Source organism: Cellulomonas sp. PS-H5, from assembly GCF_019265565.1.
Taxonomy (GTDB): domain Bacteria; phylum Actinomycetota; class Actinomycetes; order Actinomycetales; family Cellulomonadaceae; genus Cellulomonas.
In genome coordinates this window covers 26755-49541 of the sequence record NZ_JAHVCI010000031.1, presented here as the reverse complement: position 1 = coordinate 49541, position 22787 = coordinate 26755, and the positions used below count along the sequence as shown (strand labels likewise).

Genomic DNA, 22787 nt, shown 5'->3' with positions numbered 1-22787 from the left:
CTGCGGCGCGCGCTCGACGCGACCGCAGCCGACGAGGGGTGGCCCGCGCCGTGAGCCGGCGCCCGCGGCGCGCGGTCCGGCCGCGCGCCGCGGGCGCTGCCCCGCCCTGTGCTGCCGGCGATACCCGGCCCCGTGCCGAGGGCGGTACCCGGCCCTGTGCCGAGGGCGGTACCCGGCCCCTTGCCGCGGGCGATGCCCGGCCCCGTGCCGCGGGCGATGCCCGGCCCCGTGCCGCGGGTGCCGCTCGGGCCACACGTCGCGGTGCTCGGCGCGTGCCGCGGCGCGATGCCCAGCCGCAGGTCACCGCCCCGGCGGGGCTACGATCACGGCAGGGACCTGGAGCACCCCGGAACGCGCGGCGGCCGTCGTCGTCGCACCGCCCGGACCTCGCCCTCGACGACCAGGAGAGGTGAGCGGATGACCCGGGGCCGGCTGCGCGTGCTGCTCGGGGCGGCGCCCGGCGTAGGCAAGACCTACGCCATGCTCGAGGCGGGCCGCGACCTGCGCGCCGACGGCCGCGACGTGGTCGTCGCGGTCGTCGAGACCCACGGGCGTGCCGCCACGGCCGCGCTGGTGGAGGGCCTGGAGGTCGTGCCGCGCGCCCGCGTCGAGCACCGCGGCATCGCGCTCACCGAGCTCGACCTCGACGCGGTGCTCGCCCGCCGCCCGCAGGTCGCGCTCGTCGACGAGTACGCCCACACGAACGCCCCCGGCTCCCGCAACGACAAGCGCTGGCAGGACGTCGCGGAGCTCCTCGTCGCCGGCATCGACGTGCTGACGACGGTGAACATCCAGCACATCGCGTCGCTCAACGACGTCGTCCGCACCATCACCGGCGTCCCGCAGCGGGAGACCGTCCCCGACGCGGTCCTCCGGGCGGCCGACCAGATCGAGCTCGTCGACCTGGCCCCGCAGTCCCTGCGCGACCGTCTCGCCGAGGGCAACGTCTACCCGGCGGAGCGCGTCGACGCGGCGCTGTCGAACTACTTCCGGCTCGGCAACCTCACTGCGCTGCGCGAGCTCGCGCTGCTGTGGCTCGCCGACGAGGTCGACTCCGCGCTGCGCTCCTACCGCGCCGAGCACGCCATCGAGGCGCCGTGGGAGGCGCGCGAGCGCGTCGTCGTCGCCCTGACCGGCGGGCCCGAGGGGGAGACGCTGCTGCGCCGCGGCGCCCGGATCGCGGCCCGGTCGGCCGGAGGCGAGCTGCTGGCCGTGCACGTGAGTGCCCAGACCGGCCTGCGGGACACCGACCCCGGGGCGCTCGCGGCCCAGGCGGCGCTCGCCGAGCAGCTCGGTGGCACCTACCACCAGGTGGTGGGGGAGGACGTCCCGACCGCGCTGGTCGAGTTCGCCCGCGCGCAGGACGCGACCCAGCTCGTCATCGGGCTGAGCAGGCGCGGCTGGCTGAAGGCCGCGCTCACCGGCCCGGGCATCGGCGCCACGGTGATCCGGCAGGCCGGGCCCATCGACGTGCACATCGTCAACCACGCGGCGGCGGCCGGCGCGCGGCTGCCGCTGCCCCGGGTGACGGGCGCCCTGACCGTCCGACGGCGCCTGCTCGGGTTCGCGCTGTGCGTGCTGCTCGGCCCGCTGCTCACCTGGTGGCTGGTCACCGCCAAGAGCGTCGACTCGCTCGCCAGCGACGTGCTCGCGTACCAGCTGCTGGTCGTGGTGATCGCCCTGGTCGGCGGCCTGTGGCCCGCGCTGCTGACCGCTTTGCTGTCAGGGCTGACGCTGAACTACCTGTTCGTCGCGCCGACCCACACCATCACCGTCAGCGAACCCGTGCACGCCCTCGCCCTGGCCCTGTACGTGGTCAACGGCGCGCTGGTCGCCGCGGTGGTCGACCTCGCCGCGCGCCGCACCCGCGCCGCGCACCGCGCGCGGGCGGAGTCCGAGCTGCTCGCCACGGTGGCCGGCGGGGTGCTGCGCGGCCAGGACGCGCTCGGCGCCCTGATCGAGCGCGCGCGGGAGGCCTTCGGCCTGGCGGGCGTGCGGCTGCGCGCGGACGACGAGGTGCTCGCGGAGTCGGGCACCGTCCGGCCGGGCTCGCCGCACGTCCCCGTGGACGAGCACACGGTGCTGGACCTCGACCGCGGCGACGGCGTCCCGCGCGGCACCGACTCCGACGTGCCGGACGTCGACGGCGCGGACAACCGCCTGCTCGGCGTCGTCGTCGCCCAGGTCGCCGCCGCCCTCGAGCACCAGCGGCTGAGCCGCACCGCCGACGCGATCGGCCCGCTGCGGGAGACCGACCAGGTGCGCAGCGCGCTGCTCTCCGCGGTCAGCCACGACCTGCGCCGCCCGCTCACGGCCGCCACGACCGCCGTCGGCAGCCTGCGGTCCAGCGACGTCGACTGGTCGCCCGCCGACCGCGAGGAGCTCCTCGCGACCGCGGACGAGAGCCTGGCGACCCTGACCGGCCTGGTCACCGACCTGCTGGACGTCAGCCGGCTGCAGGCGGGCGTGCTCGGCGTCTCGGTGCGCCCGACCGACGTCGACGACGTGATCCTGCCCGCGCTCGACGAGCTGGCCCTCGGGCCCGACGAGGTGCACCTGGAGCTCGACCCCGCCCTCCCGCCCGTGCAGGCCGACCCCGCGCTGCTGCGCCGGGTGATCGTCAACGTCCTCGCCAACGCCGTGCACGCGAGCCCCGCGGGCGTGCCGGTGCGGGTGCAGACCAGCGCGTTCGCCGACCGGGTCGAGATCCGCGTCGTCGACCACGGGCCCGGCGTCCCCGCAGACCGGCGGGCGGACCTGTTCGTGCCGTTCCAGCGGCTCGGCGACACGGACAACGCGACCGGCCTCGGCCTCGGTCTGGCGCTCTCGCGCGGGTTCGCCGAAGGCATGGGCGGCACGCTCGGGCCGGAGGACACGCCCGGCGGCGGGCTGACCATGGTGATCGCGCTGCGCCAGGCCGGCGCCGCGCCCGACCCGGGGGAGCGCGCGGCGTGAAGATCCTCATCGCGGACGACGACCCGCAGATCCTGCGGGCCCTGCGCATCACGTTGCGAGCCCGCGGCTACGAGATCCTCGTCGCCACCGACGGCGTGTCGGCGCTGAACCAGGCCATCGAGCACAAGCCCGACCTGTACCTCATCGACCTCGGCATGCCGCACCTCGACGGCGTGGAGGTCATCCAGGGGCTCCGCGGCTGGACGACGGCGCCGGTCCTCGTGCTGTCCGGGCGCACGGGCTCCGCCGACAAGGTCGAGGCGCTGGACGCGGGCGCCGACGACTACGTGACCAAGCCGTTCGGGGTCGACGAGCTGCTGGCCCGGATCCGCGCCCTCACCCGCCGCGCCTCGGGTGGCCCCGACGCCGAGCCGCTGGTCCGCATCGGCGACGTCACCGTCGACCTCACCGCCACCACCGTGACCCGCGACGGCACCCCGCCCGAGCCGGTGCGGCTCACCCCGACGGAGTGGCGGATCCTCGAGGTGCTCGTGCGCAACGCCGGCCGCCTGGTCACCCGGCAGACCCTGCTCTCCGACATCTGGGGCTCCGAGCACATCACCGACACCGGGTACCTGCGGCTGTACCTGTCGCAGCTGCGCAAGAAGCTCGAGCCGGACCCGGCCGCGCCGCGGTACCTGCTGACGGAGCCGGGCATGGGCTACCGCTTCGACCCGACGGGCGGCAGCGGCGTCTCCGCGGAGTGACGCCTCGGGGCGGTCACGGCCGGCGTCGCAGCTCGGCCTGTACCCGTGACTCCTGGGTCACCCAGTCCGCGAGGTCGCGGTCGATCATCCGCAGCACGAGCAGATACGCGTCCAGCCCGTCCCGCACGCTGATCCGTGGCTGCCTGGACTGCGCCCGGCCGGGCAGCGGTACGCCGTTCACGAGCGGCTCGTGGTGGGCCGCACGGTTCCGCAGCGCCTGGGTGGTCCTCAGCTTGTCGTGCGTCCAGGTGCGGGTGAAGCGGCCACCGCTCGCCGCGGCCTCGGTGCGACCGCCGGGGAACGCTCTCGCCAGGCCGCCGCGCCAGAGGTCCTCGTAGCTGACGGACCACTGCTGGGGCTCGCGCCCGACAGTCCCGCCGGAGTCGAGCAGGTCGACCCAGAACCCGAACATGAGCTGGGCCACGACACGACCCGGGGTGCGGCGCGACCGGGGCAGGTCCCGCCAGGCCACCGCCAGCTTGTGGCGGGATCGGTCGTCGAAGCCGATGTCCCGGGTGTACCAGCGCGCACCGTGCATCTCGGTCAGAGCGCCGTCGAGCGCGTTGCGCACCGCGACCTCCACGATCGCGATGTCCGCGAGCACGGCCGATGCGACGTCGCGATCCCAGACGTACAGCGCCCGAGCCCGCTCGCGGTCGCCGCCGCCTGCGCGAAGGTAGGTGGTGAACCGGTCGGCCGAGATCGCACGGTCCAGCGCGACCGAGTGCTGCGGTTGCACCGAGGGCTCCCCTCACGACGAGCGGCGACTACAGTGGTGGCGTACTCCCCGGACCCGCCTCTCTGGACTCGAGCCATGACGCGGCCGGGGTTCTTCATGTCCGGGCTGGGGCGTCTCCCATCGTGCTCGGTCTCACCGGCACCTAGGCGCGAGCGTCATACGCACTCCGGGTGACCTCCGCGTCCCGTAACGCGCCCGGACGGGTGGCGTCACCGCTCGTCCGGCTGACCCCGGTGGCGGCGCCGACGCCGCGCTGGTAGCCGCGGACCGGTCGGCCCCCGTCCGCGATGTGAACGCGCACACCGCTGACCTGCGGTTCTGTCCGCTCTCGGGTGGTACTTGCCGATCTGTCCGATTTCTGTATAGTTCTCCTCGTTGAGCGACAACGGCAAACCCGCTGCAAGGCGGGGACGCAAAGCCACGGGTCCCATGGGGACAGCCGGGCTACCGAACCGACTAGGAGTCACCATGACGTACCCCCTCGAGGCCCAGCTCCCGACCCAGGCCTCCGCCTCCCTGCTCACGCCGGGTGAGGTCGCGGTCATGTTCCGGGTCGACCCGAAGACGGTCACCCGCTGGGCCCAGGCCGGCAAGCTCTCCGCCGTCCGCACCCTCGGCGGCCACCGCCGGTTCCTCGAGTCCGAGGTCATGGAGCTGCTCGGCGGCGTGCCGCAGCAGGCCGGCCGCCTCTGAGGCGCAGCACCCCGCAGCATCGCGAACGGGCCCCCGAGCACACGCTCGGGGGCTCGTTCCGCGTTCCGGGGTACCGCGCGCCCGCGCCTGGACCTCAGCCCGGCAGCGGGTCGAGCACCGTCGCCAGGACCGCGCGGCGGACGTCCGCCACCGGCCGGTCGGGCTGGAACGCCAGCCACTCCAGCCCGGCGACGAGCGTCGCCCCGAACATCGCCGCGGCGGTGAGCGAGGGGTCCCGGTGCGGCCAGGACGCCTCGACGACCTCGGCGAACACGGCGAACGACTCGTTGCGCACCTGCCGGATCGAGTCCTGCCAGTCGCGCCCGGTGCGGAACACCTCGGCCACCAGCACCTTGGCGAAGTCGGGGTGGCCCTGGATCTGCGCGAGCAGCTCGTGCACCAGCGCGCCGACCGCGTCCCGGCCCTCGCGCCCCTCGGCCGCGCCGCGGAGCGCGGTGGTCAGCGCCTGCTGGCCCTCGGTGAGCACGGTCTCGAACAGCGCGCCCTTGGACCCGAAGTTGTAGTAGACGCTGCCCTTGGCGACGCCGGCCCGGTCGGCGATGTCGTCGACCGAGGTGGCGGAGAACCCGCGGTCCGCGATCAGCGCGACGGTCGCCGTGATGATCGCCCGGCGGGTGTCGCGCCGGCCGGGGCCGGGGGAGTCGACGGCCCCGGAGGGCGCGGGGACGGCGTCGGCGGCGGCTGGCATGGGACCCAGCCTCTCAGATCGACAGGGCGGGGTGCAGGCGGGACAGCGTCCACGTGCGCTGCCGGGCCGCCCGCCACGAGGTGATCGCGAGCGAGCCGAGCAGGAACGCCGCCAGCGCCGCGACCGAGGTCCACAGCCGCGCGTCGGTGCCGCCGGTGGTGAGCTCGCGCAGGCCGGTGACGGCGTAGGTCATCGGCAGCGCGGGGTGCAGCGCCCGGAAGAACGCGGGCGTGGTCTCGACCGGGTAGGTGCCGGACGCGGCCGTGAGCTGCAGCATGAGCAGGGCGATGATCGCGACCTTGCCCGCCGCCGCGCCCAGCACCGCGATCAGCATCTGCTGCACCGCCAGGAACGCGCCCGCGACCAGCACCGTGAACGCGGCGGTGCCCAGGGCGGTCGACCAGCCGAGGCCGAGCCCGAAGTGCACGACGGTCAGCAGGATCACGACCTGGCCGACGCCGATCGCCAGCGCGGGCAGGTAGCCGGCGAGCGCGATCCGCCAGCCGCGGGCGGGGGTCGCGAGGCCGCGCGGCGGCAGCGGGCGGAGCAGCAGCCACGTGATCAGCCCGCCGACGAACAGCGCGAGCGGCACGAAGAACGGCGCGAAGCCCTCGCCGTAGCCGTCGGCCGCGGCGACGTCGGTGCTCGACAGTCCGACGGGGGTGCTCAGGGCGCTCGCCCGGTCGGACCGGGTGGCGTCGGAGTCGTCCGGGATCTGCGCGGCGCCGTCGGCCAGCTTGTCGGCGAGCTCCTGACTGCCGTCGCCGAGCTGGTCGGAGCCGTCGGCGACCTGGGTCGCGCCCGAGGCGAGGGTGCCGGTGCCGGACGCGAGGTCGGCGGCGCCGGAGGCGAGCGTCTGCGCGCCGGAGTCGAGGTCGGACGCACCGGAGGCGAGGGTGCCCGCGCCGCCCGCGAGGTCGGACGCGCCGGCGGCGACCTGCGCGGTGCCGGACGCGAGGGTGCCGGCACCGGACGCGAGCTCGGCCGTCGACGAGGACAGCGTGCCGAGGCCGGACGACAGGGCGGCGGAGCCGTCGCGGAGGTCGTGGGCGCCGGTCACGAGCGCCCGGAGGTCGGCCGCGGCCTTCGCTTGGCCGTCGGCGGTCGTGGGCAGGCCGAGGTCGGCGAGGGTCGTCTGCATCGCCTGGAGCTGGGCCTGGATCCGCTGCGCGGCGTCGGTGTCGCCCGCGGCGGCCTGCTCCTGCGCGAGCGCGGTCAGGTTCGTGGCGACGGACCCGAGCCCCGTGCTCGCGCCGGACAGGCGGCCCAGGGTCGTGGCCGCCTTGTCGACGCCGTCGCTCAGCTGCTGCGCGCCCGCCGCCAGCAGCCCCGACTTCGTCGACGCGTCGGACGCGCCCGCGGCCAGCCGCTGCGCGCCGTCCGCCAGGTCCGCCGCGCCCGACGCCGCGGTGCTCGCGCCCGACGACAGCGTGCCCGCGCCGGTCGCCAGCGTCGCCGCCCCGGAGTCCAGCCGGCCCGCGCCGCTCGCGAGGTCCGCGGCGCCCGACGAGAGCCGGGCCGCGCCGTCGGCGGCCGAGGTGGCCCCGTCGGCGACCTGGTGCGCTCCGGACGACAGGTCGCCGCTCGCGGCGGTGAGCGTCAGGGCGCCGTCGGACGCCTGGGCGAAGCCGTCGCGCGCCGAGCCGAGCCCGACGAGCACCTGGTCCGCGGCCTGCTCGCCGATGGTGGCGGACACCGCGGCGCGGATCTGCGTCATCGCGCTGCGGCCCAGGGTCGAGGCCAGGTAGGAGTTGGCGTCGTTGTAGGTGACGTCGATCTCCGCGGACGTGGGGGCGTCGCCGCCGATCGACGCGATGTCGGTCGAGAAGTCCCCGGGCAGCGTGACCGCGAAGTAGTACGTGCCGTCGGTGACGCCCGCGGCGGCCTCGTCGGCGTCGACCTGCCGCCAGTCGAGGGCGTCGGAGTCGAGGAGCTCGTCGACGACGTCGTCGCCGGCGTGCAGCGGCTCGCCGTCCCGGGTCGCGCCCTCGTCGGCGTTCACCAGGGCGACCGGCAGCCGGTCGAGGTTGCCGGTCGGGTCCCAGTAGGCCCAGAGGTAGAGCGCGCCGTAGAGCAGCGGGATGGCGAGCATCGCCACGACGGCGAGCTTCGGCAGCACGCCGCGGCGGAACCGGCGCAGCTCGGTGCCGGTCGACAGGGAGGAGAGCATCGGGGGTCCTCGGGAAGGAGAAGCGGGAGGGTTCAGGCGGCGGGCACGGCGTGCGGGCCGGTGGCGAGGTTCACGACCTCGGGGACGGCCCACCAGCGCATCCGGGCGACCTCGTCCAGCGAGGCGACCGACGCGATCACGGTGGTGCCGGCGGCGGCGAGCGCCTCGAGCCGGGTCCAGACCGTCTGCCGGCGGCCGGAGTCGTGCACCTGGTCGACGTCGTCGACGACGAGCAGCTCGGGCTCCTGGGCCAGGGCGAGGGTGACCCGCAGCAGCATCGCGTCGACCTCGTCCAGGTCCCAGATCACGGTCTGCACGCGGGGGAGCGGGCGCTCGCCGAACACCGGCCCGGCCAGGTCGGCGAACCGCTCCTGGGAGACGCGGCCGGTCCAGCGGTACCAGGGCGACAGCCAGGCGAGCCGCTCGCGGACGACGTCGCCGACCGTCACGGAGTCGTCGAGCTCGTCGACCCCGGCGAAGCCGGCGACGGCGGCGCGGCGCTGCACGACGGACCGGCGGCGGGGCAGGTCCTCGCCGAGCACGGTGAGCTCGGAGCCGCGGTCGGGGACCATCCGGCCGGCGAGCGTGAGCAGCAGGCTGGACCGGCCGGCGCCCTGCGGGCCCTGGACGACGGTGAGCGCGCCGGTCGGCAGGTCGAGGTCGACCGGGCCGTAGACGGGGCCACGGGTGCCGGTGAGCACCAGCCCACGGGCGCGGACGGCAGGTGGGGGCGGAGTGGGCGCGACCTCGGCGTCCTGCGCCTCGGCCTCGGCGCGGGCGTCGGGCCGGGTGTCGGCCTGCGCCTCGGCGTGCGGGTGCGCGGCCTCGTGCAGGTCGACGTCCGGCCGGGCGGCCTCCGCCTGGGCGACGTCGGTAATCGCCACGTGCGGGTGCGCGACGCGCGGCTGCTCGACCTCGCGGGTCGGGGTGGGCTCCGAAGACACTGTCGCCTCTGATCGTTTCGCACTGACTGGTCAGTACAAAGATAGGACGACTACCGGGCGGCGTCACGCCGAGACCGGCGTCTCGCGCGTCACACCGCGCCCGGCACGGGCGGCGGCAGGCCGGCGGCGCGACGACCGGTGTCCGACGACCGGAGCCCGACGGCCATGTCCGATCGCCGCTGGACTCCGACCCCGCGCGGCGGTGGGATGGGCCCATGACCAGCACCCCGCACCCCGCCGCGCCCGCCCTCGACGCCCGGGCGGCCCGGTTGCGCGCGCTGCACGACCCGGCCGCACCGCTCGCCCTCGCCAACGCGTGGGACGTCGCCAGCGCCCGGGTGGTGGAGGCGGCGGGCGCCACGGCGGTCGCCACGACGAGCGCCGGCGTCGCATGGTCGCTCGGCCTGCCGGACGGGGACCGGCTCGACCGCGACGCCCTCCTGGCCGTCGTCGCCCGGATCGCCGGCGCGGTCGCGGTGCCCGTGACGGTGGACGCGGAGGGCGGGTTCGCCGCCGAGGCGGCCGACGTCGCGACGACCGTCGCCGGGCTGCTCGACGCCGGTGCGGTCGGCATGAACATCGAGGACGACGGCCGCGCGCCGGAGGAGCTCGCCGCCCGCGTCGAGGCGGCCCGTGCGGCCGCGGACCGGGCCGGCGTCGCGCTGTTCGTCAACGCCCGCACGGACGTGTTCCTGCGCGGGCTCGTGGCTCCGGAGGACCGCGTGGCCGAGGCCGTCGCCCGGGCCCGGCGGTACGTCGAGGCGGGGGCGGACGGGATCTTCGTGCCCGGGGTCGCCGACCCCGCGACGATCGCCGAGCTCGCCGCCGCGATCCCCGTGCCGCTCAACGTCATGGCGGTGCCGGGCCTGCCGCCGGTCGCGGAGCTCGGGCGGCTCGGCGTCGCCCGGGTCAGCCTCGGGTCGTCCGTCGCCGAGGCGGCCTACGCCGTTGCACGCCGGGCCGCCGTCGAGCTGGCGGGGCCGGGCACGTACGGCGTGCTGGCGGACGGCGTCGACTACCGGGAGCTCGACGCGCTGGTCGCCGCCGGCGCGGCGTCGTCGGGCGGGACGTCGCCGGGCGGGGCGGACCGGCCGTGACCGAGGCCGCGCACGCGCGCTGGGTCCCGGGCGACCCCGGCTTCGAGGAGCGGTACCGGGCGATCGACGCGCGGGACACCCGGTTCGACGGGCAGTTCGTGACCGCGGTGTCGTCGACGGGCATCTACTGCCGCCCGTCCTGCCCCGCCCGCACCCCGCGGCGGGAGCACGTGACCTTCTACCGGGCGTCCGCCGCGGCGCACGAGGCCGGGTACCGCGCCTGCAAGCGCTGCCTGCCCGAGGCCACGCCCGGCACGCCGGAGTGGGACCTGCGTCGCGACGCGGTGGGCCGCGCCATGCGGCTGATCGGCGACGGCCTGCTCGACCGCGGCGGGGTGGACGCGCTCGCCGCGGAGCTCGGGTACACCCCGCGGCACGTGCACCGGATGCTGGTCGCCGAGCTCGGGGCCGGGCCGCAGGCGCTCGCGCGGGCGCGGCGCGCGCAGACCGCGCGGGCGCTGCTGGTCGGGACCGCGCTGCCGGTGACCGACGTGGCCTTCGCGGCGGGGTTCGGCTCCGTCCGGCAGTTCAACGACACGATCCGCGAGGTGTTCGCGGTGCAGCCGACCGAGCTCCGCGCGCGGGCGCGGCGGGCCGAGGGCGCGGCGCTGCCCGCGGGTGCGGCTCGGGTGCCGGCCGGGGCCCAGCGGGAGTCGGGGACCGCGGGCGCCGCCGGGTCGCCGGGTGGGCCCGGCCGCGCACCGGGAGAGCGGGCCGGCGCGTCGGGCGCGCCCGCCCGCGTGCTCGGGGTCGCCCCCCAGGTGCGGCTGGACCTGGCGCTGCCGGTCCGGCAGCCGTACGACGCGCGCGGGGTCCTCGGTTTCCTCGCGGTGCGCGCCGTCGACGGCGTCGAGGTGGCGGACCTGCCCGACGACGGCCCGCTGCGGTACGCCCGCACCCTGGCGCTGCCGCACGGCCCTGGCGCGGTCGAGGTCGTGGCGACGCCCGACCGCCGTGTCGGCTGGCGGCTGTCGGCGCGGCTGGAGCTCGCCTCGCTGGCCGACGTCGGGACGGCGGTGGCGCGCGTGCGCCGGCTGCTCGACCTGGACGCCGACCCGACGGCGGTCGACGCCGCCCTGGGGGCGGACCCGGTGCTCGCCCCGCTGGTCGCCGCGACGCCGGGGATCCGGGTGCCGGGCACCGTCGACCCCGCCGAGCTCGTCGTCCGGGCGATCGTCGGGCAGCAGATCTCCGTCGCCGCCGCACGGGGCCACCTCGGGCGGCTCGCCGCCGTCGCGGGCGCCCCGTACGCGTCGGCGATCCCCGGGCTGGAGCGGCTGTTCCCGACGTCGAAGGAGGTGCTCGCCGCCGTCCCCGCGCCGGTCCCGGGGGCCGACCCCGACCCGGGCCGGCCGCTGCGGCTGCCCGCGCGCCAGGTGGCGGCGGTGCTCGCGGCGGCGGAGGCGCTGGTCGACGGGTCGCTGCCCGCGCACGTCGGGGCGGACCCGGTGACGCTGCGGGAGCGGCTGGTCGCGCTGCCGGGCGTCGGCCCGTGGACCGCGGCGTACGTGGCGATGCGGGTGCTCGGGGACCCGGACGCGTGGCTCGCCGGCGACGTGGCGCTCGTGGCGGGCGCGACGGCGGCGGGCGCACTCGACCCCGGCCTGCCGAGGCCGGCGGCGCACCGCGCCCTCGCGGTGCGGGCTGCCGCGTGGTCGCCCTGGCGCTCGTACGCCGCGATGCACCTCTGGCGGGCCGCCGCGCCCCGCTGACCAGGCCGCCTCCGTGCCGCGCGCCCGGTCCGCGGATGCCGGTCGTGGCATGGAAGAATCGCGGGCATGGCGATGAGAGAGATCCGCGTGGTGGGCGACCCGGTGCTGCGCACCCCGTGCGAGCCGGTGACCACGATCGACGCCCGCGTGAAGGGCCTGGTCGAGGACCTGCTCGAGACGGTCGACCACGAGGGTCGCGCGGGCCTGGCCGCGAACCAGATCGGCGTCGGTCTGCGGGCGTTCTCCTGGAACATCGACGACGAGCTCGGCTACGTGCTGAACCCCACCATCGTCGAGCTGTCCGAGGACTACCAGGACGGCGACGAGGGCTGCCTGTCGGTGCCCGACCTGTGGTTCCCGACCAAGCGTGCCTGGTACGCGCGGGTCGTCGGCACGGACCTGGACGGCAAGGAGGTCGTCGTCGAGGGCGTCGAGCTCATGGCCCGCTGCCTGCAGCACGAGGTCGACCACCTGGACGGCCACCTCTACATCGACCGGCTGGACCGGTCCGTGCGCAAGAAGGCGATGCGCGCCATCCGCGAGACCCTCTGACGGGTCGTCGGGGCGTCCGGAACCCGGACGATCCGGGCATCGAGCAGGTGATGAGGGCCGGAGCGCTGGTGCGCACCGGCCCTCATCAGGCATGCTGTCCCCAGCACGCCGCGCGTGCAGGCTGTGGAGTCACGTGTCCGGTAGGGACGAGGTCGTTGGGGAAGGCGAACCTCGAGCCGATCCGGGAGGGATGACATGGCAGGTGCGATCACCCGCGGTGTTCTTTTCGTGCACTCCGCGCCGCGCGCGCTCTGCCCGCACCTCGAGTGGGCGGCGGGCAACGTGCTGGGCATCCGTCTGTCCATGGACTGGACGGAGCAGCCCGCCGCACCGGGGATGTTCCGTGCCGAGCACTCGTGGCAGGGGACCTCCGGCACTGGCGCGCGCCTCGCGTCGGCCCTGCGCGGCTGGACGCACCTGCGCTACGAGGTCACCGAGGACACGAGCCACGGCAGCGACGGCGCCCGGTGGAGCCACACGCCCGAGCTCGGGATCTTCCACGCCCAGACCGACGTGCACGGCAACGTCGTCGTCCCCGAGGACCGCATCCGCGCGGCGCTCGAGCTGGCCGACGCGCGCGCCGTCCGCGAGGAGCTGGCGCTCGCGCTGGGGCAGGCGTGGGACGACGAGCTGGAGCCGTTCCGGTACGCGGGCGCGGGCGCGCCCGTGCGCTGGCTGCACCGCGTGGGCTGAGCGCCTCCGGGGTGCGCGAGGGCGTGGGCTGACGCGCCCGGGCCTCGGCGCGCGGTCATGCCCGCCGAGCGCGGTACCTCCCGCCGAGCGCGGTACTTCGCGCCGAGCGCGGTAGCTGGAGCGACCGCGGTCGGCGCGAGCGACCGCGCTCGGCGCGGCCGCGGTCAGCGGTAGAAGCGCGCCGCGCGGTCGTAGAGGTCCAGGACCTCGTCGCGGCGGGTCGCCGTCGGGAACCGGGCCGGCTCCGCGCGGGCGGCGGCCGTGAGGTCCGCGACCCAGCGGGCGAAGAACGCGCGGTGCTCCGCGGCGTCCGGCCTGGGCCCGTCGACGTGGACGGGGCTCGTGTGGGCGAGCCGGATCGTCCGGGGGTCGGGCTGCCGGGCGCGCGCCGCGACCCACCCGGCGCCGCGCAGGTCGAGCACGGTGTCGAGCACCGGCCCGTCAGAGGCGGCGACGACCCGCCCGTCGACGACGAGCTCCACCCGCACGGGCCCGGGCGCTGCCCCGCCGGTCGAGCCGTGCGCCGACGACCCCGCCGGTCCGCCCGGCGCCCCGCCCGGCGCCGTACGCGCCACCGCCCGCACCCGGTGCCGCCCCGCCGGTACCGTCGCGCCCGGGCCTGCGTGCCCGTCCCCGACGTCCAGCGCGAGCAGCGGCCCGTTCGTCACCACTGACCGCCCCGCCCGCAGCCCGGCGTAGAACCCGTCGACGGTCAGCGGCCCCGGCGCCTGGACGTAGACCCGGTCGTACCCGGGCGGCGCGGGCAGCACCCCCGACGCCGACCCCGCCGAAGCCGGCAGCCGCACACCCAGGCCGAGGTACCGGTACCAGAGCCCGAGCTGGTACCGGGCCGCGCCCTCCGGCCCGGGGTGCGCGGCGCGGTCGCGCGGCCGGCCCCAGGCCTCGTTCGCCAGCATCCCGCCGGGCACGAAGTGGTTGTTCAGCACACCGACCGCGTCCGGCGCGCCGGTCGCTACCAGCACCGGGGCGTCCCACCAGGTCAGCTTCTCCGCGTCGACGAACGCGCCGGCGGCCCGCGCGGCGTCGACCAGGGTGCGCGCGGGCGGGGACCACCAGTCGTCGGCGCCGGTGCCGGGCAGGTCGGGCACGTCGACGCCGTGCAGCAGCACCGCGCCGCCGCCCCGCTCGTCCTCGGTCACGGGCGCGACCGCGTGCCGGTCGCCGTCGACGGTCAGCGCGGCCCGCGGCGCCCCGCCGGACCCGTCCGCCGATCCGGCCCCGCCCGCCGCGGGCGCCTGCTCGTTCCACCGCGTGACGAACGCCCCGAGGTGCAGGTCCTCCGCCCGCAGCACGGTCGCGGCGTCGGCGAGCGGCCGGTGCACGTGCAGGTCGCCCGACCACCACCCCTCCGCGGCCAGGTCGGCCCACCGCCCGGGCGCGCAGGCGACGCGCGCCCCGGTCGTCCCGACGTCGACGACCCGCTCGACGCGCCGGTGCTCCGGCCCGCGCTCGACGACCACGTGGCACGCCCCGCGCGGCACGGGCACCTCGGCGGCCCCGTCGACGAGGAAGTGCGCGGTGTACCCGGGCTCGATCGCGGAGCCGTCCGTCGGGTCGAGGTCCATCCCGAGCACGCCCGGGCGGTCGCTCGCGGTCCGGTCCCGGACGGCGTCATCGGGCGCGTGCCACGCCCCGTCCGGCCCGCGCACGGTGACCCGCGCGGGCCCGCCGGTCTCGATGGTCAGCGTCGGCACGCGTCGACCGTAGCGAGCGCCCCGGGGCGTCCCGCAACATCGCCGTGACCAGAAGTTCACCGGATGATGAGCGGGTGCAGCGCTCGTTCCCAGGCCGTTCCCAGGATGCGTGCCTAGCGTCGTCTGTCACACCCAATGTGATCGGATTCAACCAAGGGGTCCCGGGGGCCGGGACCAGGGGAGGACGACCCATGGCGCACACCACCCGACGCCGCACGCTCGGCCTGATGTCCGGTCTGTCCGTCCTCGTGGCGCTGGCCGCCTGCAGCAACGCGGACGCGGCCACCGAGGACGGCGCGCAGTCGTCCGGCAGCACCCAGTCCGACGCCGGCTCCGGCAGCAGCGCCGACGCGACGGCCGGTGCCGGCACCGACGGCACTGCCGGCTCGTCGTCCGGCGGGTTCGCCGACGGCAGCTACACGGCCGAGGGCTCGTACTCGACGCCGGGCGGCGAGGAGTCGATCTCGGTCGACCTGACCGTCGCCGACGGCGTCGTGACCGACGTGACCGTGACCCCGGAGGCGAGCGGCGGCAACGCGGCGCGGTTCCAGGACGAGTTCGCCTCGGGCATCTCCGACGAGGTGGTGGGCCAGGAGCTCGCCGGGCTGTCGGTCGACAAGGTGTCCGGCTCGTCGCTGACCGGCGACGGGTTCAACGCGGCGCTCGACCAGATCCGGGCCGATGCCGCGGCCTGAGGCCACCGCGGCCTTCGACGCCATCGGCACCCGCTGGACGATCGACAGCGCGGAGCCGCTGCCGGACCCCGTCCTGCGCGCCGCGCGAGAGCGGATCGACCGGTTCGACCGGGACTGGTCCCGGTTCCGCAGCGACTCCTGGGTGTCGGAGGTCGCCCGCGGCGGTCCCGGCGCGTACCGGCTCCCGGACGACGCCGGGCCGCTGCTGGACGCCTACGACGCGGCGGCGCGGGCCACGGACGGCGCGGTCAGCCCGCTGGTCGGGCGCGCGCTGGAGGGGCTCGGCTACGACGCGGCGTACACGCTGCGCCCGCGCCGGGACGCCGAGGGCGCCCTGCTCACGGCGCCGGCGCCCGACTGGCGCGTCGCGGCCCGGCGGGACGGCGCGACGCTCACGCTGGACGAGCCCGCGCTCATCGACGTCGGCGCGGGCGGCAAGGGCTACCTGGTCGACCTGGTGTCGGGCGTGCTCAAGGCCCACGGGGTCGGGGAGCACGTGGTGGACGCCGGCGGGGACCTGCGGGTCGCCGGCCTGGGTGCCGCGACCGGCCTCCTGACGGTCGCGCTCGAGGACCCCCGGGACACGAGCCGCGCGGTCGGCGTGCTCCGGCTGTCCGAGGGCGCCCTGTGCGGGTCGGCGACCAACCGGCGCGCCTGGGGCGAGGGCCTGCACCACGTCGTCGACGCCCGGACCGGCGCGCCGACCTCGGACGTGCTGGCCACCTGGGCGGTGGGCGGCTCGGCCCTGACCGCCGACGTCGCCGCGACCGCCCTGTTCTTCGCCGACCCGGACCTCGTCGCGTCCCGGTTCGGCGTCCGGTACGTGGTGCTGCGCGCCGACGGGAGCCTGCGCTGGTCCCTCGGCCTGGACGGGGAGGTGTTCGCGTGAGGGCGTACGCGTGGCTGGACGAGCGGCTGGGCCGCGTCACGATGTACCGGCTGCTCACCCTGGGGCTGTCCGCCCTCGCGGTCGTGGCGCTGGTGCTGGCGGCGACGGACCGGATCTTCCTCGACCCCGGGGCGATGGTGGTGAGCGCGGCGGTCGCCGTGGCTGCGTCGGTGGTGAGCGCGTGGGGCGCCGCGCTGGCGTTCCGCACCCGGCCGCACACCGAGTCGGCGATCATCACCGGCCTGATCCTGTTCTTCCTGTTCTGGCCGACCCTCGACGCCCGGTACCTCGGCACGCTGGCCCTGGCCGCGCTGCTGGCGAACGCGTCGAAGTACGTCCTGGCGTGGCGCGGCCGGCACCTGGTCAACCCCGCGGCCGTCGGGGCGCTGCTGGTCGGCCTCACGGGCTGGGACGCGACGACCTGGTGGGTGGCGGACCGCTGGCTGCTCGTGCCGGTGGCGCTGCTGACGCTCGTGGTCGTGGCCCGGACCCGGCGCTACGCGCTCGTCGGCACGTTCGTGGTCGTGGCGGTGCTGGCGGTCGCGGTGCGGCTGGTCGCCGAGGGATCCGCGCCCTGGTCCGCGGTGTCGACCGCCCTGGTGTCGTACCCGATCCTGTTCCTCGGCGGCGTCATGCTGACCGAGCCGCTGACCCTGCCCCCGCGCCGGTGGCAGCAGCTGGTCGAGGCGGTCGTCGTCGGCGCCCTGATGGCCGTGTCGTACCACGTCGGCCCGCTGTACAGCACGCCCGAGGCGGCGCTGGTCGTGGGCAACCTCATCGGGTTCGCCTGGGGGCAGCGCGGGGCCGTGCGGCTCACGCTGACCCGGTCGACCCGGCTCACGCCGCGCACCGTCGAGCTCGCGTTCCGCGCCGACCGCCCCGTGCGGTTCCGGCCCGGCCAGTACGTCGAGCTGACCGTCCCGCACGCCCGGCCCGACAGCCGCGGCACCCGGCGGGTGTTCAGCGTGTCCTCGGCGCCGTCCGCGGACGAGCTCACCGTGGCGCTGACCGTCCCCGAGAAGGCGAGCACGTTCAAACGGGCGCTCGGCGCCCTGCCCGTCGGGTCCCGGGTCCGGGCGACCGGCCTGGGCGGCGACTTCGTCCTGCCCGACGACGCGGCGCGGCCCCTGCTGCTGGTGGCGGGCGGCATCGGGATCACGCCGTTCGCGTCCCAGCTCGCGGCGCTGGCGGCCGCGGGGGAGCGGCGCGACGTGGTCCTCGTCCACGGGGTCACCGACCACGCGGACCTGGCCTACGCCGACGCGGCCCGGGCCGCCGGCGCGCGGGTGCTGGTGCTGTCCCCGACGCCGGACCTCGACAGCCTGCCGGCCGGGGCCATGCACCTCGGCGAGGCCCGGCTCAGCGCCGAGCTGCTGGCCGAGGCGGTGCCGGACCTGGACCAGCGGGACGCGTACGTGTCGGGGCCGCCCGCGATGGTCGACGGAACCCGGGCGCTGCTGCGGCGCGCCGGGGCACGGCGGGTGCGGACGGACGCGTTCAGCGGGTACTGACGCCCGGCGCTCAGCCCGCCGTCCGCCGGTGCGCCACCGCGTCCAGCTGGAACCGCAGCCCCTCGTGCGCGAACGCCGTCTGGATCGACTTCCGCGCCGGGTAGCCCGCCACGAACCGCTCGCGGAACACCGCCTCCATCGCCGGGATCTCCCAGATGTCGGCGAACAGCGCGTCGACCTGCACCACGTCGGCGAGCGACAGGCCGAGCGTGGAAGCCGCGCCTCCAGGGTGTCGAGAGCCCCGTGCACCTGCTCGGTGGTCGTGCCCGTCGTGTTCCCGACGCAGTAGGAGACGAACACGAGGCCGCCGGCCTCGACCATCCCCGCGTGCGCCCAGCCGTCGTGGATCTCGTGCCGGGTGATCGCGTCCATGCCGCCGACGCTACGCACGGGCTCCGAGGACGGGGCGGGCCGAACGGCCCGGACCGCCCGCTCATCCGCGCGGGGTGACGCGCCCGCGCGCGCACCGCGCGGACCGTGGGACCCGGCGTCGGTGCCGGCGCCGCCGGCAACCTCAGGGGGAGGGCCCGACATGTCGCCGAGCCAGGAAGGACCGGAGGGCGAGTTCCGCTCCTCCGACGACGTGCGCACCGCGTTCATCTCCGGCAACAACTTCCGTGCCCAGGTCGTCCGCTACGTCGACATCGACGGGGACGCCATCTTCGAGGGCGACATCGTGCTCGGGCCGGTCGACCAGGTGGAGCGCGAGTCCGAGCAGCTCAAGGCGGAGCTGCGCGGCGAGCTCGAGTCCGGCGTGATCATCACCGGCGACCAGTTCCGCTGGCCCGGGTGCCTGGTCCCGTACGACATCGACCCCGCGCTGACCGACCAGGCGCGGGTCACCGAGGCGATCGCGCACTGGCAGCAGAACACCAACTTCCGGTTCGAGGAGCGCACCGCGGCGAACGCGGCGTCCCACCCGAACTGGGTCACGTTCCGGCCGGGCAGCGGGTGCTCGTCGTCGGTCGGGATGCGCGGGGGCCAGCAGTTCATCAACCTCGCGGGCGGCTGCGACCGGGGGCGGACGATCCACGAGATCGGGCACGCCGTCGGGCTGTGGCACGAGCAGTCCCGGGCCGACAGGGATGCGTTCGTGACGATCAACTGGGCCAACATCCAGGCGGGCTTCGAGCACAACTTCAACCAGCACATCACCGACGGCGACGACGTCGGTGCCTACGACTACGGCTCGATCATGCACTACCCGCGGGACGCGTTCGGCGTCGGGGGCGCGGAGACGATCACGCCCGTCGACCCCGCCGCGCAGATCGGCCAGCGGGTGGCGCTGAGCGCGGGCGACATCGCCGCCGCGAACGTGCTCTGCCCCGGGAAGTCGCCGGCCGAGACGCTCAAGGAGCTCGGCCCGGAGACGCTGAAGGAGCGGCTGCCGGAGACCCTGAAGGAGCTGCAGCCGGAGACCGTGAAGGAGCTCGCCCCCGAGACGCTGAAGGAGCGGCTGCCGGAGACGCTCAAGGAGCTGCAGCCCGAGACCGTCAAGGAGCGCATCCCCGAGACGGTCAAGGAGCGCATCGAGACCATCCGGGAGAACCTCGGCGGCTTCACGCTGCAGGAGGGCACGCTCCCGGGGACGGGCGGGCGCGTCGTCGACCCGGGGCAGTTCGCGGGCCGTGTCCCGTTCGCCCTGGGCACGCCGCATGCGGGCGCCCCGGGCACCGCGGGCACGGCCGACGCCGGGTCCCCGGACGTCCTGGCCCGGCTCGCCGCGCTCGAGGCGGCTGTCGACGCGCTCGCGGCCGAGCAGGCGGCGCTCGTGGACCAGGTCGTGCGGCTCGTCGACCCCGGGCAGTGAGCGGGGTGATCGTCGTCGTCTCGCACCCCGCGGACGTCCACGCGACCGCGGTGGTCGGCCGGCTGGCGTCCTGGGGCCGGGAGACGTACCTGCTCGACTACGCGCGGTTCGGGCGCGACCTGACGCTCACCCTCGACCCCGCCCGCGCGGGCGGCCCGGCCGTGCGGGTGGCGGACGCCGGGGGCGTCACCGACCTGACGGACGCGACCGCGGTGTGGTGGCGGCGCCCGCAGCTCGTCGACGTCGGCGGGATCCCCGACGACGACGCCCGGGGGTTCGCGTACGGGGAGTGGCACGCGGCGCTCGGCGGCCTGCACGAGCTGCTGCCGTGCCCGTGGATGAACCCGCCGCCGCTCGACGCCGCCGCGTCGCACAAGTCGACGCAGCTCGCGGTCGCCCGCGGGCTCGGGCTGCGGGTGCCGGAGACCCTGATGACGTCCGACCCGGCGGAGGCCCGGGCGTTCGTCGAGCGGCTGGGCGCCGGGTCGGTGATCTACAAGATCTTCGCGGCGACCGAGCGGGTGTGGCGCGAGACCCGGCGGCTGCGACCGGACGACCTCGCGCTGCTGGACTCGCTCCCGCTGGCGCCGGTGATCTTCCAGGAGTTCGTCCCCGCGCGCGCCGACCTCCGGGTGACCGTCGTCGGCGACCGGCTGTTCCCGCTCGCGATCGACAGCAGCGGCACCGGGTACGACGCGGACTTCCGGCTGCACCTCGCCCGCGCCCGCACCGGGGCCGCCGACCTGCCCGACGACGTCGCCGACCGGCTGCGGGCGCTGATGAAGCGGTTCGGGCTGGTGTACGGCGCGGTGGACCTCCGGCTCACGCCCGAGGGGGAGTACGTGTTCCTCGAGGTGAACCCCGCGGGCGAGTTCCTGTTCGCGGAGCACGGGTCGGGGCTGCCCCTCACGGACGCCGTCGCCGGCTGGCTGGCCGCGCCCGGCTAGATCGCGACGACCGGGAGGTCGACCTCGGGGGTCGCCGGTGCCCGCGGCACCGCCACCGACTGCGTCGAGACGAGGTCCGCGTGCGAGGTGCGCTCGGCGCCGCTCACCGCGACGCGCGCCCAGACGACGAGGTCGGCCGTGCTCGCCAGGAGGTCGTCGGGGGCGTCCACCGCGACCGTCGCGATCGTCCGGGTGCCGTCGTCGACCGCCTCGGCGTCGACGCCCGCCACCAGCACGCTCGCCGCGTCCTGCTCGGTGACGTCCCGCACCTCGACCCGCACGGGGGTGCCCGGCGCCGGACGGGGGCCCGCGCCGGCCGCCACGACGCGCACGGTCAGCTGCACGCACGCGACGCTACACCCGTGCGCGGAGGCCCGGCACGCGGGTCCCTGGCGCCCGCCGCGGCCCGCGACCCCCGGGGCCTCACGACGCCCCCGCCCCGCCCGCCACCGGCACCCCGGCCACCGGGTAGGGCCGCCCGCCCCGGCGGTGCGCGCCGAGCGGCACCAGCGCGTCCGCGGACTCGGCGCCGAGCGACGTGCCGTCGACCGTCACCACATCGCGCGGGTCCGACCGGTCGGCCAGCGTGGCGCGGAGCAGGTCGTCGAGCCGGTAGCGGTCCGGCCCGGCGAGGTCGACCGTGTCCTGGAGCGGCGCCCCCTGCGCGACCTCGGCGAGCAGCCCGACGACGTCCTCGACCGCGACGGGCTGCAGCAGCGTGCCGGTGGCCCGCACCGCGCCGTCGGCGGTCAGCCAGTCCGCGATCGTCGGGACGAAGTCGTGGAACTGCGTGGCGCGCACGATCGTGAACGGGACGTCGCCCTCCCGCACCGCGTCCTCCTGGGCGACCTTGCCCGCGAAGTACCCGTTCGCCAGCGCGCGGTCGGCCCCGACGACGGAGAGCAGCACGTGGTGGCGGACGCCGGTGCTGAGCTCCGCGGCGAGCAGGCGCTCGGTGGTGCCGCGGAAGAACGCCGTCGCGGCCGCGGCGTCCATCTCGGGGGTGTTGAGCACGTCGACCACGACGTCGGCGCCCCGCACGGCGTCCCCGACGCCCGCGCCGGTCACCGGGTCGAACCCGTCGCGCCGCGACCCGACCACCACCTCGTGCCCGAGCTCCCGCAACTGGGCCGTCAGCCGGCTCCCGACGTGGCCGGTACCCCCGGCGACGAGCATCCTCATGGCGATCCCTCCCGGACGGCGCCCTGCCGGCCTCGGGAGGATGACGACGCGGCGCCCGCCGGTGTGAGGTCAGGCGGACCAGGTGGTGAGCTTCCCGGGGTTGACCTGCAGCCACAGGTCCGTGATCAGGCCGCCGCGCACCCGGGCGTTGACCAGCGCCTGGACCTGCCCCCCGTCCTCGAGGGCGAACGCCAGGCCGTCCCCGGTGCGCCGGGCGGCCAGGACCGCCGAGGGCCGCTTCCGGACGATGCCGAGCAGGAACCGGGCGACGTGGTCGACGCCCAGCACCGGGCGCCGCGCGGCGCTGACGACCCCGCCGCCGTCCGCCCGCAGCGTCACCGACGGGTCCAGCAGACCGGTGAGCGCAGCGAGGTCCCCGCCGGCGGCCGCAGCCACGAACGCCGCCAGCACCTCGTCGTGCTCGCGAGTCCCTCGGCCCGGGTCGGCGTCGTGCGCCCGCACGCGGCGCCGGGCGGAGGTCGCGAGCTGCCGGACGGCCGCCGGGCTGCGGCCGACGACCGCGGCGATCTCGTCGAACGGCAGGGCGAACACGTCGTGCAGCACGAAGGCGACGCGCTCCGCGGGCGTCATCGCCTCCATGACGACCAGCAGGGCGGTGCTCACCTCCTCGTCGAGCGACACCCGGTCGGCCGGGTCCCCGTCGGCCGGCGCGGGCGACCGGGCCCCGACGCCCGAGAACAGGTCGGCCGGCACCGGCTCCGGGAGCCACTCGCCGACGTACCGCTCCCGGCGGGCCCGCGCGGACCCCAGCACGTCGAGGCACACCCGGCTCATGACCCGGGTGAGCCACCCCTGGGGGTTCCGGACGGCCGCGCGCTCCGCGTCGGTCATCCGGTACCAGCGGACGTACGTCTCCTGGACGGCGTCCTCCGCCTCGGCGAGCGTGCCGAGCATCCGGTAGCCGATCGCGAGCAGCCGGCGGCGCTCGGCGAGCACGTCGGGGAGGTCGTCCGGGGCGGGGCCCGGGACGGCGCCCGGGTCGGCCCGGACCCCGACGGGGTCCACGCCGGGTGCGCGCTCGCTCATCTCCGCCCGTCCTCCCCGTC

The 22787-nt window shown here is 76.6% G+C and carries 21 protein-coding genes and 1 riboswitch; of the genes, 12 read left to right on the top strand and 9 right to left on the bottom strand.

Going from position 1 to position 22787, the window contains the following annotated elements; translation table 11 throughout:
- Nucleotides 1–417: 417 nt before the first annotated feature.
- Nucleotides 418–2955 carry a DUF4118 domain-containing protein gene (locus J5O08_RS12830; protein WP_218707274.1) on the top strand — a complete coding sequence of 846 codons (2538 nt, stop codon included), beginning with the start codon at nt 418–420 and terminating at the stop codon, nt 2953–2955.
- A complete protein-coding gene (locus J5O08_RS12825; RefSeq protein WP_218707273.1) occupies nt 2952–3662 on the top strand; it encodes a response regulator in 711 nt (236 codons plus the stop codon). Before J5O08_RS12830 ends, J5O08_RS12825 begins: the two co-directional genes overlap by 4 nt.
- Before the next feature lie 13 nt (nt 3663–3675).
- Here the strand turns inward: J5O08_RS12825 and J5O08_RS12820 are convergent, their stop codons facing one another.
- Nucleotides 3676–4401, bottom strand: a complete 726-nt coding sequence (locus tag J5O08_RS12820) for an Abi family protein (protein ID WP_218707272.1) — start codon at nt 4399–4401, stop codon at nt 3676–3678.
- Between the two features lie 377 nt (nt 4402–4778).
- Nucleotides 4779–4853: riboswitch (cyclic di-GMP riboswitch) on the top strand.
- 16 nt (nt 4854–4869) lie between these two features.
- Here J5O08_RS12820 and J5O08_RS12815 point away from each other — a divergent pair.
- The gene (locus J5O08_RS12815) at nt 4870–5094 is read left to right on the top strand and encodes a BldC family transcriptional regulator (protein ID WP_218707271.1); all 225 of its coding nucleotides are present in this window, start codon (nt 4870–4872) and stop codon (nt 5092–5094) included.
- 94 nt (nt 5095–5188) lie between these two features.
- Here J5O08_RS12815 and J5O08_RS12810 read toward each other — a convergent pair whose 3' ends face one another.
- The 3 genes from J5O08_RS12810 to J5O08_RS12800 are packed head-to-tail and all read right to left on the bottom strand — an operon-like array spanning nt 5189 to nt 8917.
- Nucleotides 5189–5803 carry a TetR/AcrR family transcriptional regulator gene (locus J5O08_RS12810; RefSeq protein ID WP_218707270.1) on the bottom strand — a complete coding sequence of 205 codons (615 nt, stop codon included), beginning with the start codon at nt 5801–5803 and terminating at the stop codon, nt 5189–5191.
- 13 nt (nt 5804–5816) lie between these two features.
- On the bottom strand, nt 5817–7973 hold the full coding sequence (locus tag J5O08_RS12805) for a YhgE/Pip domain-containing protein (protein ID WP_218707269.1): 2157 nt from the start codon (nt 7971–7973) through the stop codon (nt 5817–5819).
- 32 nt (nt 7974–8005) lie between these two features.
- On the bottom strand, nt 8006–8917 hold the full coding sequence (locus J5O08_RS12800) for an ATP-binding cassette domain-containing protein (RefSeq protein ID WP_218707268.1): 912 nt from the start codon (nt 8915–8917) through the stop codon (nt 8006–8008).
- Nucleotides 8918–9132: 215 nt separating this feature from the next.
- On the opposite strand from J5O08_RS12800, the gene J5O08_RS12795 reads away from it, so the two are divergent.
- The 4 genes from J5O08_RS12795 to J5O08_RS12780 all read left to right on the top strand — a co-directional run bounded on the left by J5O08_RS12795 (nt 9133) and on the right by J5O08_RS12780 (nt 12971).
- Nucleotides 9133–10014 (top strand): isocitrate lyase/phosphoenolpyruvate mutase family protein, encoded by an 882-nt coding sequence (locus J5O08_RS12795; RefSeq protein ID WP_218707267.1) that lies wholly within the window; start codon nt 9133–9135, stop codon nt 10012–10014.
- The gene (locus tag J5O08_RS12790) at nt 10011–11726 is read left to right on the top strand and encodes an AlkA N-terminal domain-containing protein (protein WP_218707266.1); all 1716 of its coding nucleotides are present in this window, start codon (nt 10011–10013) and stop codon (nt 11724–11726) included. Before J5O08_RS12795 ends, J5O08_RS12790 begins: the two co-directional genes overlap by 4 nt.
- Nucleotides 11727–11792: 66 nt before the next feature.
- The gene (gene def, locus J5O08_RS12785; RefSeq protein ID WP_147796301.1) at nt 11793–12278 is read left to right on the top strand and encodes a peptide deformylase; all 486 of its coding nucleotides are present in this window, start codon (nt 11793–11795) and stop codon (nt 12276–12278) included.
- Between the two features lie 195 nt (nt 12279–12473).
- Nucleotides 12474–12971, top strand: coding sequence for a DUF3145 domain-containing protein (locus J5O08_RS12780; RefSeq protein ID WP_147796302.1), 498 nt, complete (start codon nt 12474–12476; stop codon nt 12969–12971).
- A 164-nt stretch (nt 12972–13135) separates the two neighbouring features.
- Here the strand turns inward: J5O08_RS12780 and J5O08_RS12775 are convergent, their stop codons facing one another.
- Nucleotides 13136–14686, bottom strand: a complete 1551-nt coding sequence (locus J5O08_RS12775; protein ID WP_218707265.1) for a CehA/McbA family metallohydrolase — start codon at nt 14684–14686, stop codon at nt 13136–13138.
- A 191-nt stretch (nt 14687–14877) separates the two neighbouring features.
- Between J5O08_RS12775 and J5O08_RS12770 the strand changes: the two genes are divergently transcribed.
- The 3 genes from J5O08_RS12770 to J5O08_RS21670 are packed head-to-tail and all read left to right on the top strand — an operon-like array spanning nt 14878 to nt 17781.
- Complete coding sequence (locus J5O08_RS12770; RefSeq protein ID WP_218707264.1) at nt 14878–15381, top strand: FMN-binding protein; 504 nt, start codon at nt 14878–14880, stop codon at nt 15379–15381.
- Nucleotides 15368–16270 (top strand): FAD:protein FMN transferase, encoded by a 903-nt coding sequence (locus J5O08_RS12765; protein WP_218707262.1) that lies wholly within the window; start codon nt 15368–15370, stop codon nt 16268–16270. Before J5O08_RS12770 ends, J5O08_RS12765 begins: the two co-directional genes overlap by 14 nt.
- Nucleotides 16267–17781, top strand: coding sequence for an FAD-dependent oxidoreductase (locus tag J5O08_RS21670; protein ID WP_218707260.1), 1515 nt, complete (start codon nt 16267–16269; stop codon nt 17779–17781). The genes J5O08_RS12765 and J5O08_RS21670 overlap by 4 nt, the downstream gene beginning before the upstream one ends.
- Before the next feature lie 10 nt (nt 17782–17791).
- Here the strand turns inward: J5O08_RS21670 and J5O08_RS12755 are convergent, their stop codons facing one another.
- Nucleotides 17792–17968 (bottom strand): RidA family protein, encoded by a 177-nt coding sequence (locus tag J5O08_RS12755; protein WP_218707259.1) that lies wholly within the window; start codon nt 17966–17968, stop codon nt 17792–17794.
- 345 nt (nt 17969–18313) lie between these two features.
- Here J5O08_RS12755 and J5O08_RS12750 point away from each other — a divergent pair, with 345 nt between their 5' ends.
- Both J5O08_RS12750 and J5O08_RS12745 read left to right on the top strand, forming a co-directional pair.
- Nucleotides 18314–19591, top strand: a complete 1278-nt coding sequence (locus J5O08_RS12750) for a M12 family metallopeptidase (RefSeq protein WP_218707258.1) — start codon at nt 18314–18316, stop codon at nt 19589–19591.
- Entirely contained in the window at nt 19588–20538 is a 951-nt protein-coding gene (locus J5O08_RS12745; RefSeq protein WP_218707257.1) for a hypothetical protein, read from the top strand. The genes J5O08_RS12750 and J5O08_RS12745 overlap by 4 nt, the downstream gene beginning before the upstream one ends.
- Here J5O08_RS12745 and J5O08_RS12740 read toward each other — a convergent pair.
- The 3 genes from J5O08_RS12740 to sigJ all read right to left on the bottom strand — a co-directional run bounded on the left by J5O08_RS12740 (nt 20535) and on the right by sigJ (nt 22767).
- A complete protein-coding gene (locus J5O08_RS12740; protein WP_218707256.1) occupies nt 20535–20882 on the bottom strand; it encodes a hypothetical protein in 348 nt (115 codons plus the stop codon). The two genes, J5O08_RS12745 and J5O08_RS12740, sit on opposite strands and share 4 nt — an antisense overlap.
- A 79-nt stretch (nt 20883–20961) precedes the next feature.
- On the bottom strand, nt 20962–21720 hold the full coding sequence (locus tag J5O08_RS12735; RefSeq protein WP_218707255.1) for an SDR family oxidoreductase: 759 nt from the start codon (nt 21718–21720) through the stop codon (nt 20962–20964).
- Between the two features lie 69 nt (nt 21721–21789).
- Nucleotides 21790–22767, bottom strand: a complete 978-nt coding sequence (sigJ, locus tag J5O08_RS12730) for an RNA polymerase sigma factor SigJ (protein WP_218707254.1) — start codon at nt 22765–22767, stop codon at nt 21790–21792.
- Nucleotides 22768–22787: the final 20 nt, after the last annotated feature.

Excerpts from the sequence above, each read along its gene's own strand:
- J5O08_RS12815 (WP_218707271.1), top strand. The coding sequence starts at position 4,870 with ATGACGTACCCCCTCGAGGCCCAGCTCCCGACCCAGGCCTCCGCCTCC.
- J5O08_RS12735 (WP_218707255.1), bottom strand. The coding sequence starts at position 21,720 with ATGAGGATGCTCGTCGCCGGGGGTACCGGCCACGTCGGGAGCCGGCTG.
- def (WP_147796301.1), top strand. The coding sequence starts at position 11,793 with ATGGCGATGAGAGAGATCCGCGTGGTGGGCGACCCGGTGCTGCGCACC.
- J5O08_RS12830 (WP_218707274.1), top strand. The coding sequence starts at position 418 with ATGACCCGGGGCCGGCTGCGCGTGCTGCTCGGGGCGGCGCCCGGCGTA.
- sigJ (WP_218707254.1), bottom strand. The coding sequence starts at position 22,767 with ATGAGCGAGCGCGCACCCGGCGTGGACCCCGTCGGGGTCCGGGCCGAC.
- J5O08_RS12765 (WP_218707262.1), top strand. The coding sequence starts at position 15,368 with ATGCCGCGGCCTGAGGCCACCGCGGCCTTCGACGCCATCGGCACCCGC.
- J5O08_RS12770 (WP_218707264.1), top strand. The coding sequence starts at position 14,878 with ATGGCGCACACCACCCGACGCCGCACGCTCGGCCTGATGTCCGGTCTG.
- J5O08_RS12795 (WP_218707267.1), top strand. The coding sequence starts at position 9,133 with ATGACCAGCACCCCGCACCCCGCCGCGCCCGCCCTCGACGCCCGGGCG.
- J5O08_RS12750 (WP_218707258.1), top strand. The coding sequence starts at position 18,314 with ATGTCGCCGAGCCAGGAAGGACCGGAGGGCGAGTTCCGCTCCTCCGAC.
- J5O08_RS12780 (WP_147796302.1), top strand. The coding sequence starts at position 12,474 with ATGGCAGGTGCGATCACCCGCGGTGTTCTTTTCGTGCACTCCGCGCCG.
- J5O08_RS12805 (WP_218707269.1), bottom strand. The coding sequence starts at position 7,973 with ATGCTCTCCTCCCTGTCGACCGGCACCGAGCTGCGCCGGTTCCGCCGC.
- J5O08_RS12810 (WP_218707270.1), bottom strand. The coding sequence starts at position 5,803 with ATGCCAGCCGCCGCCGACGCCGTCCCCGCGCCCTCCGGGGCCGTCGAC.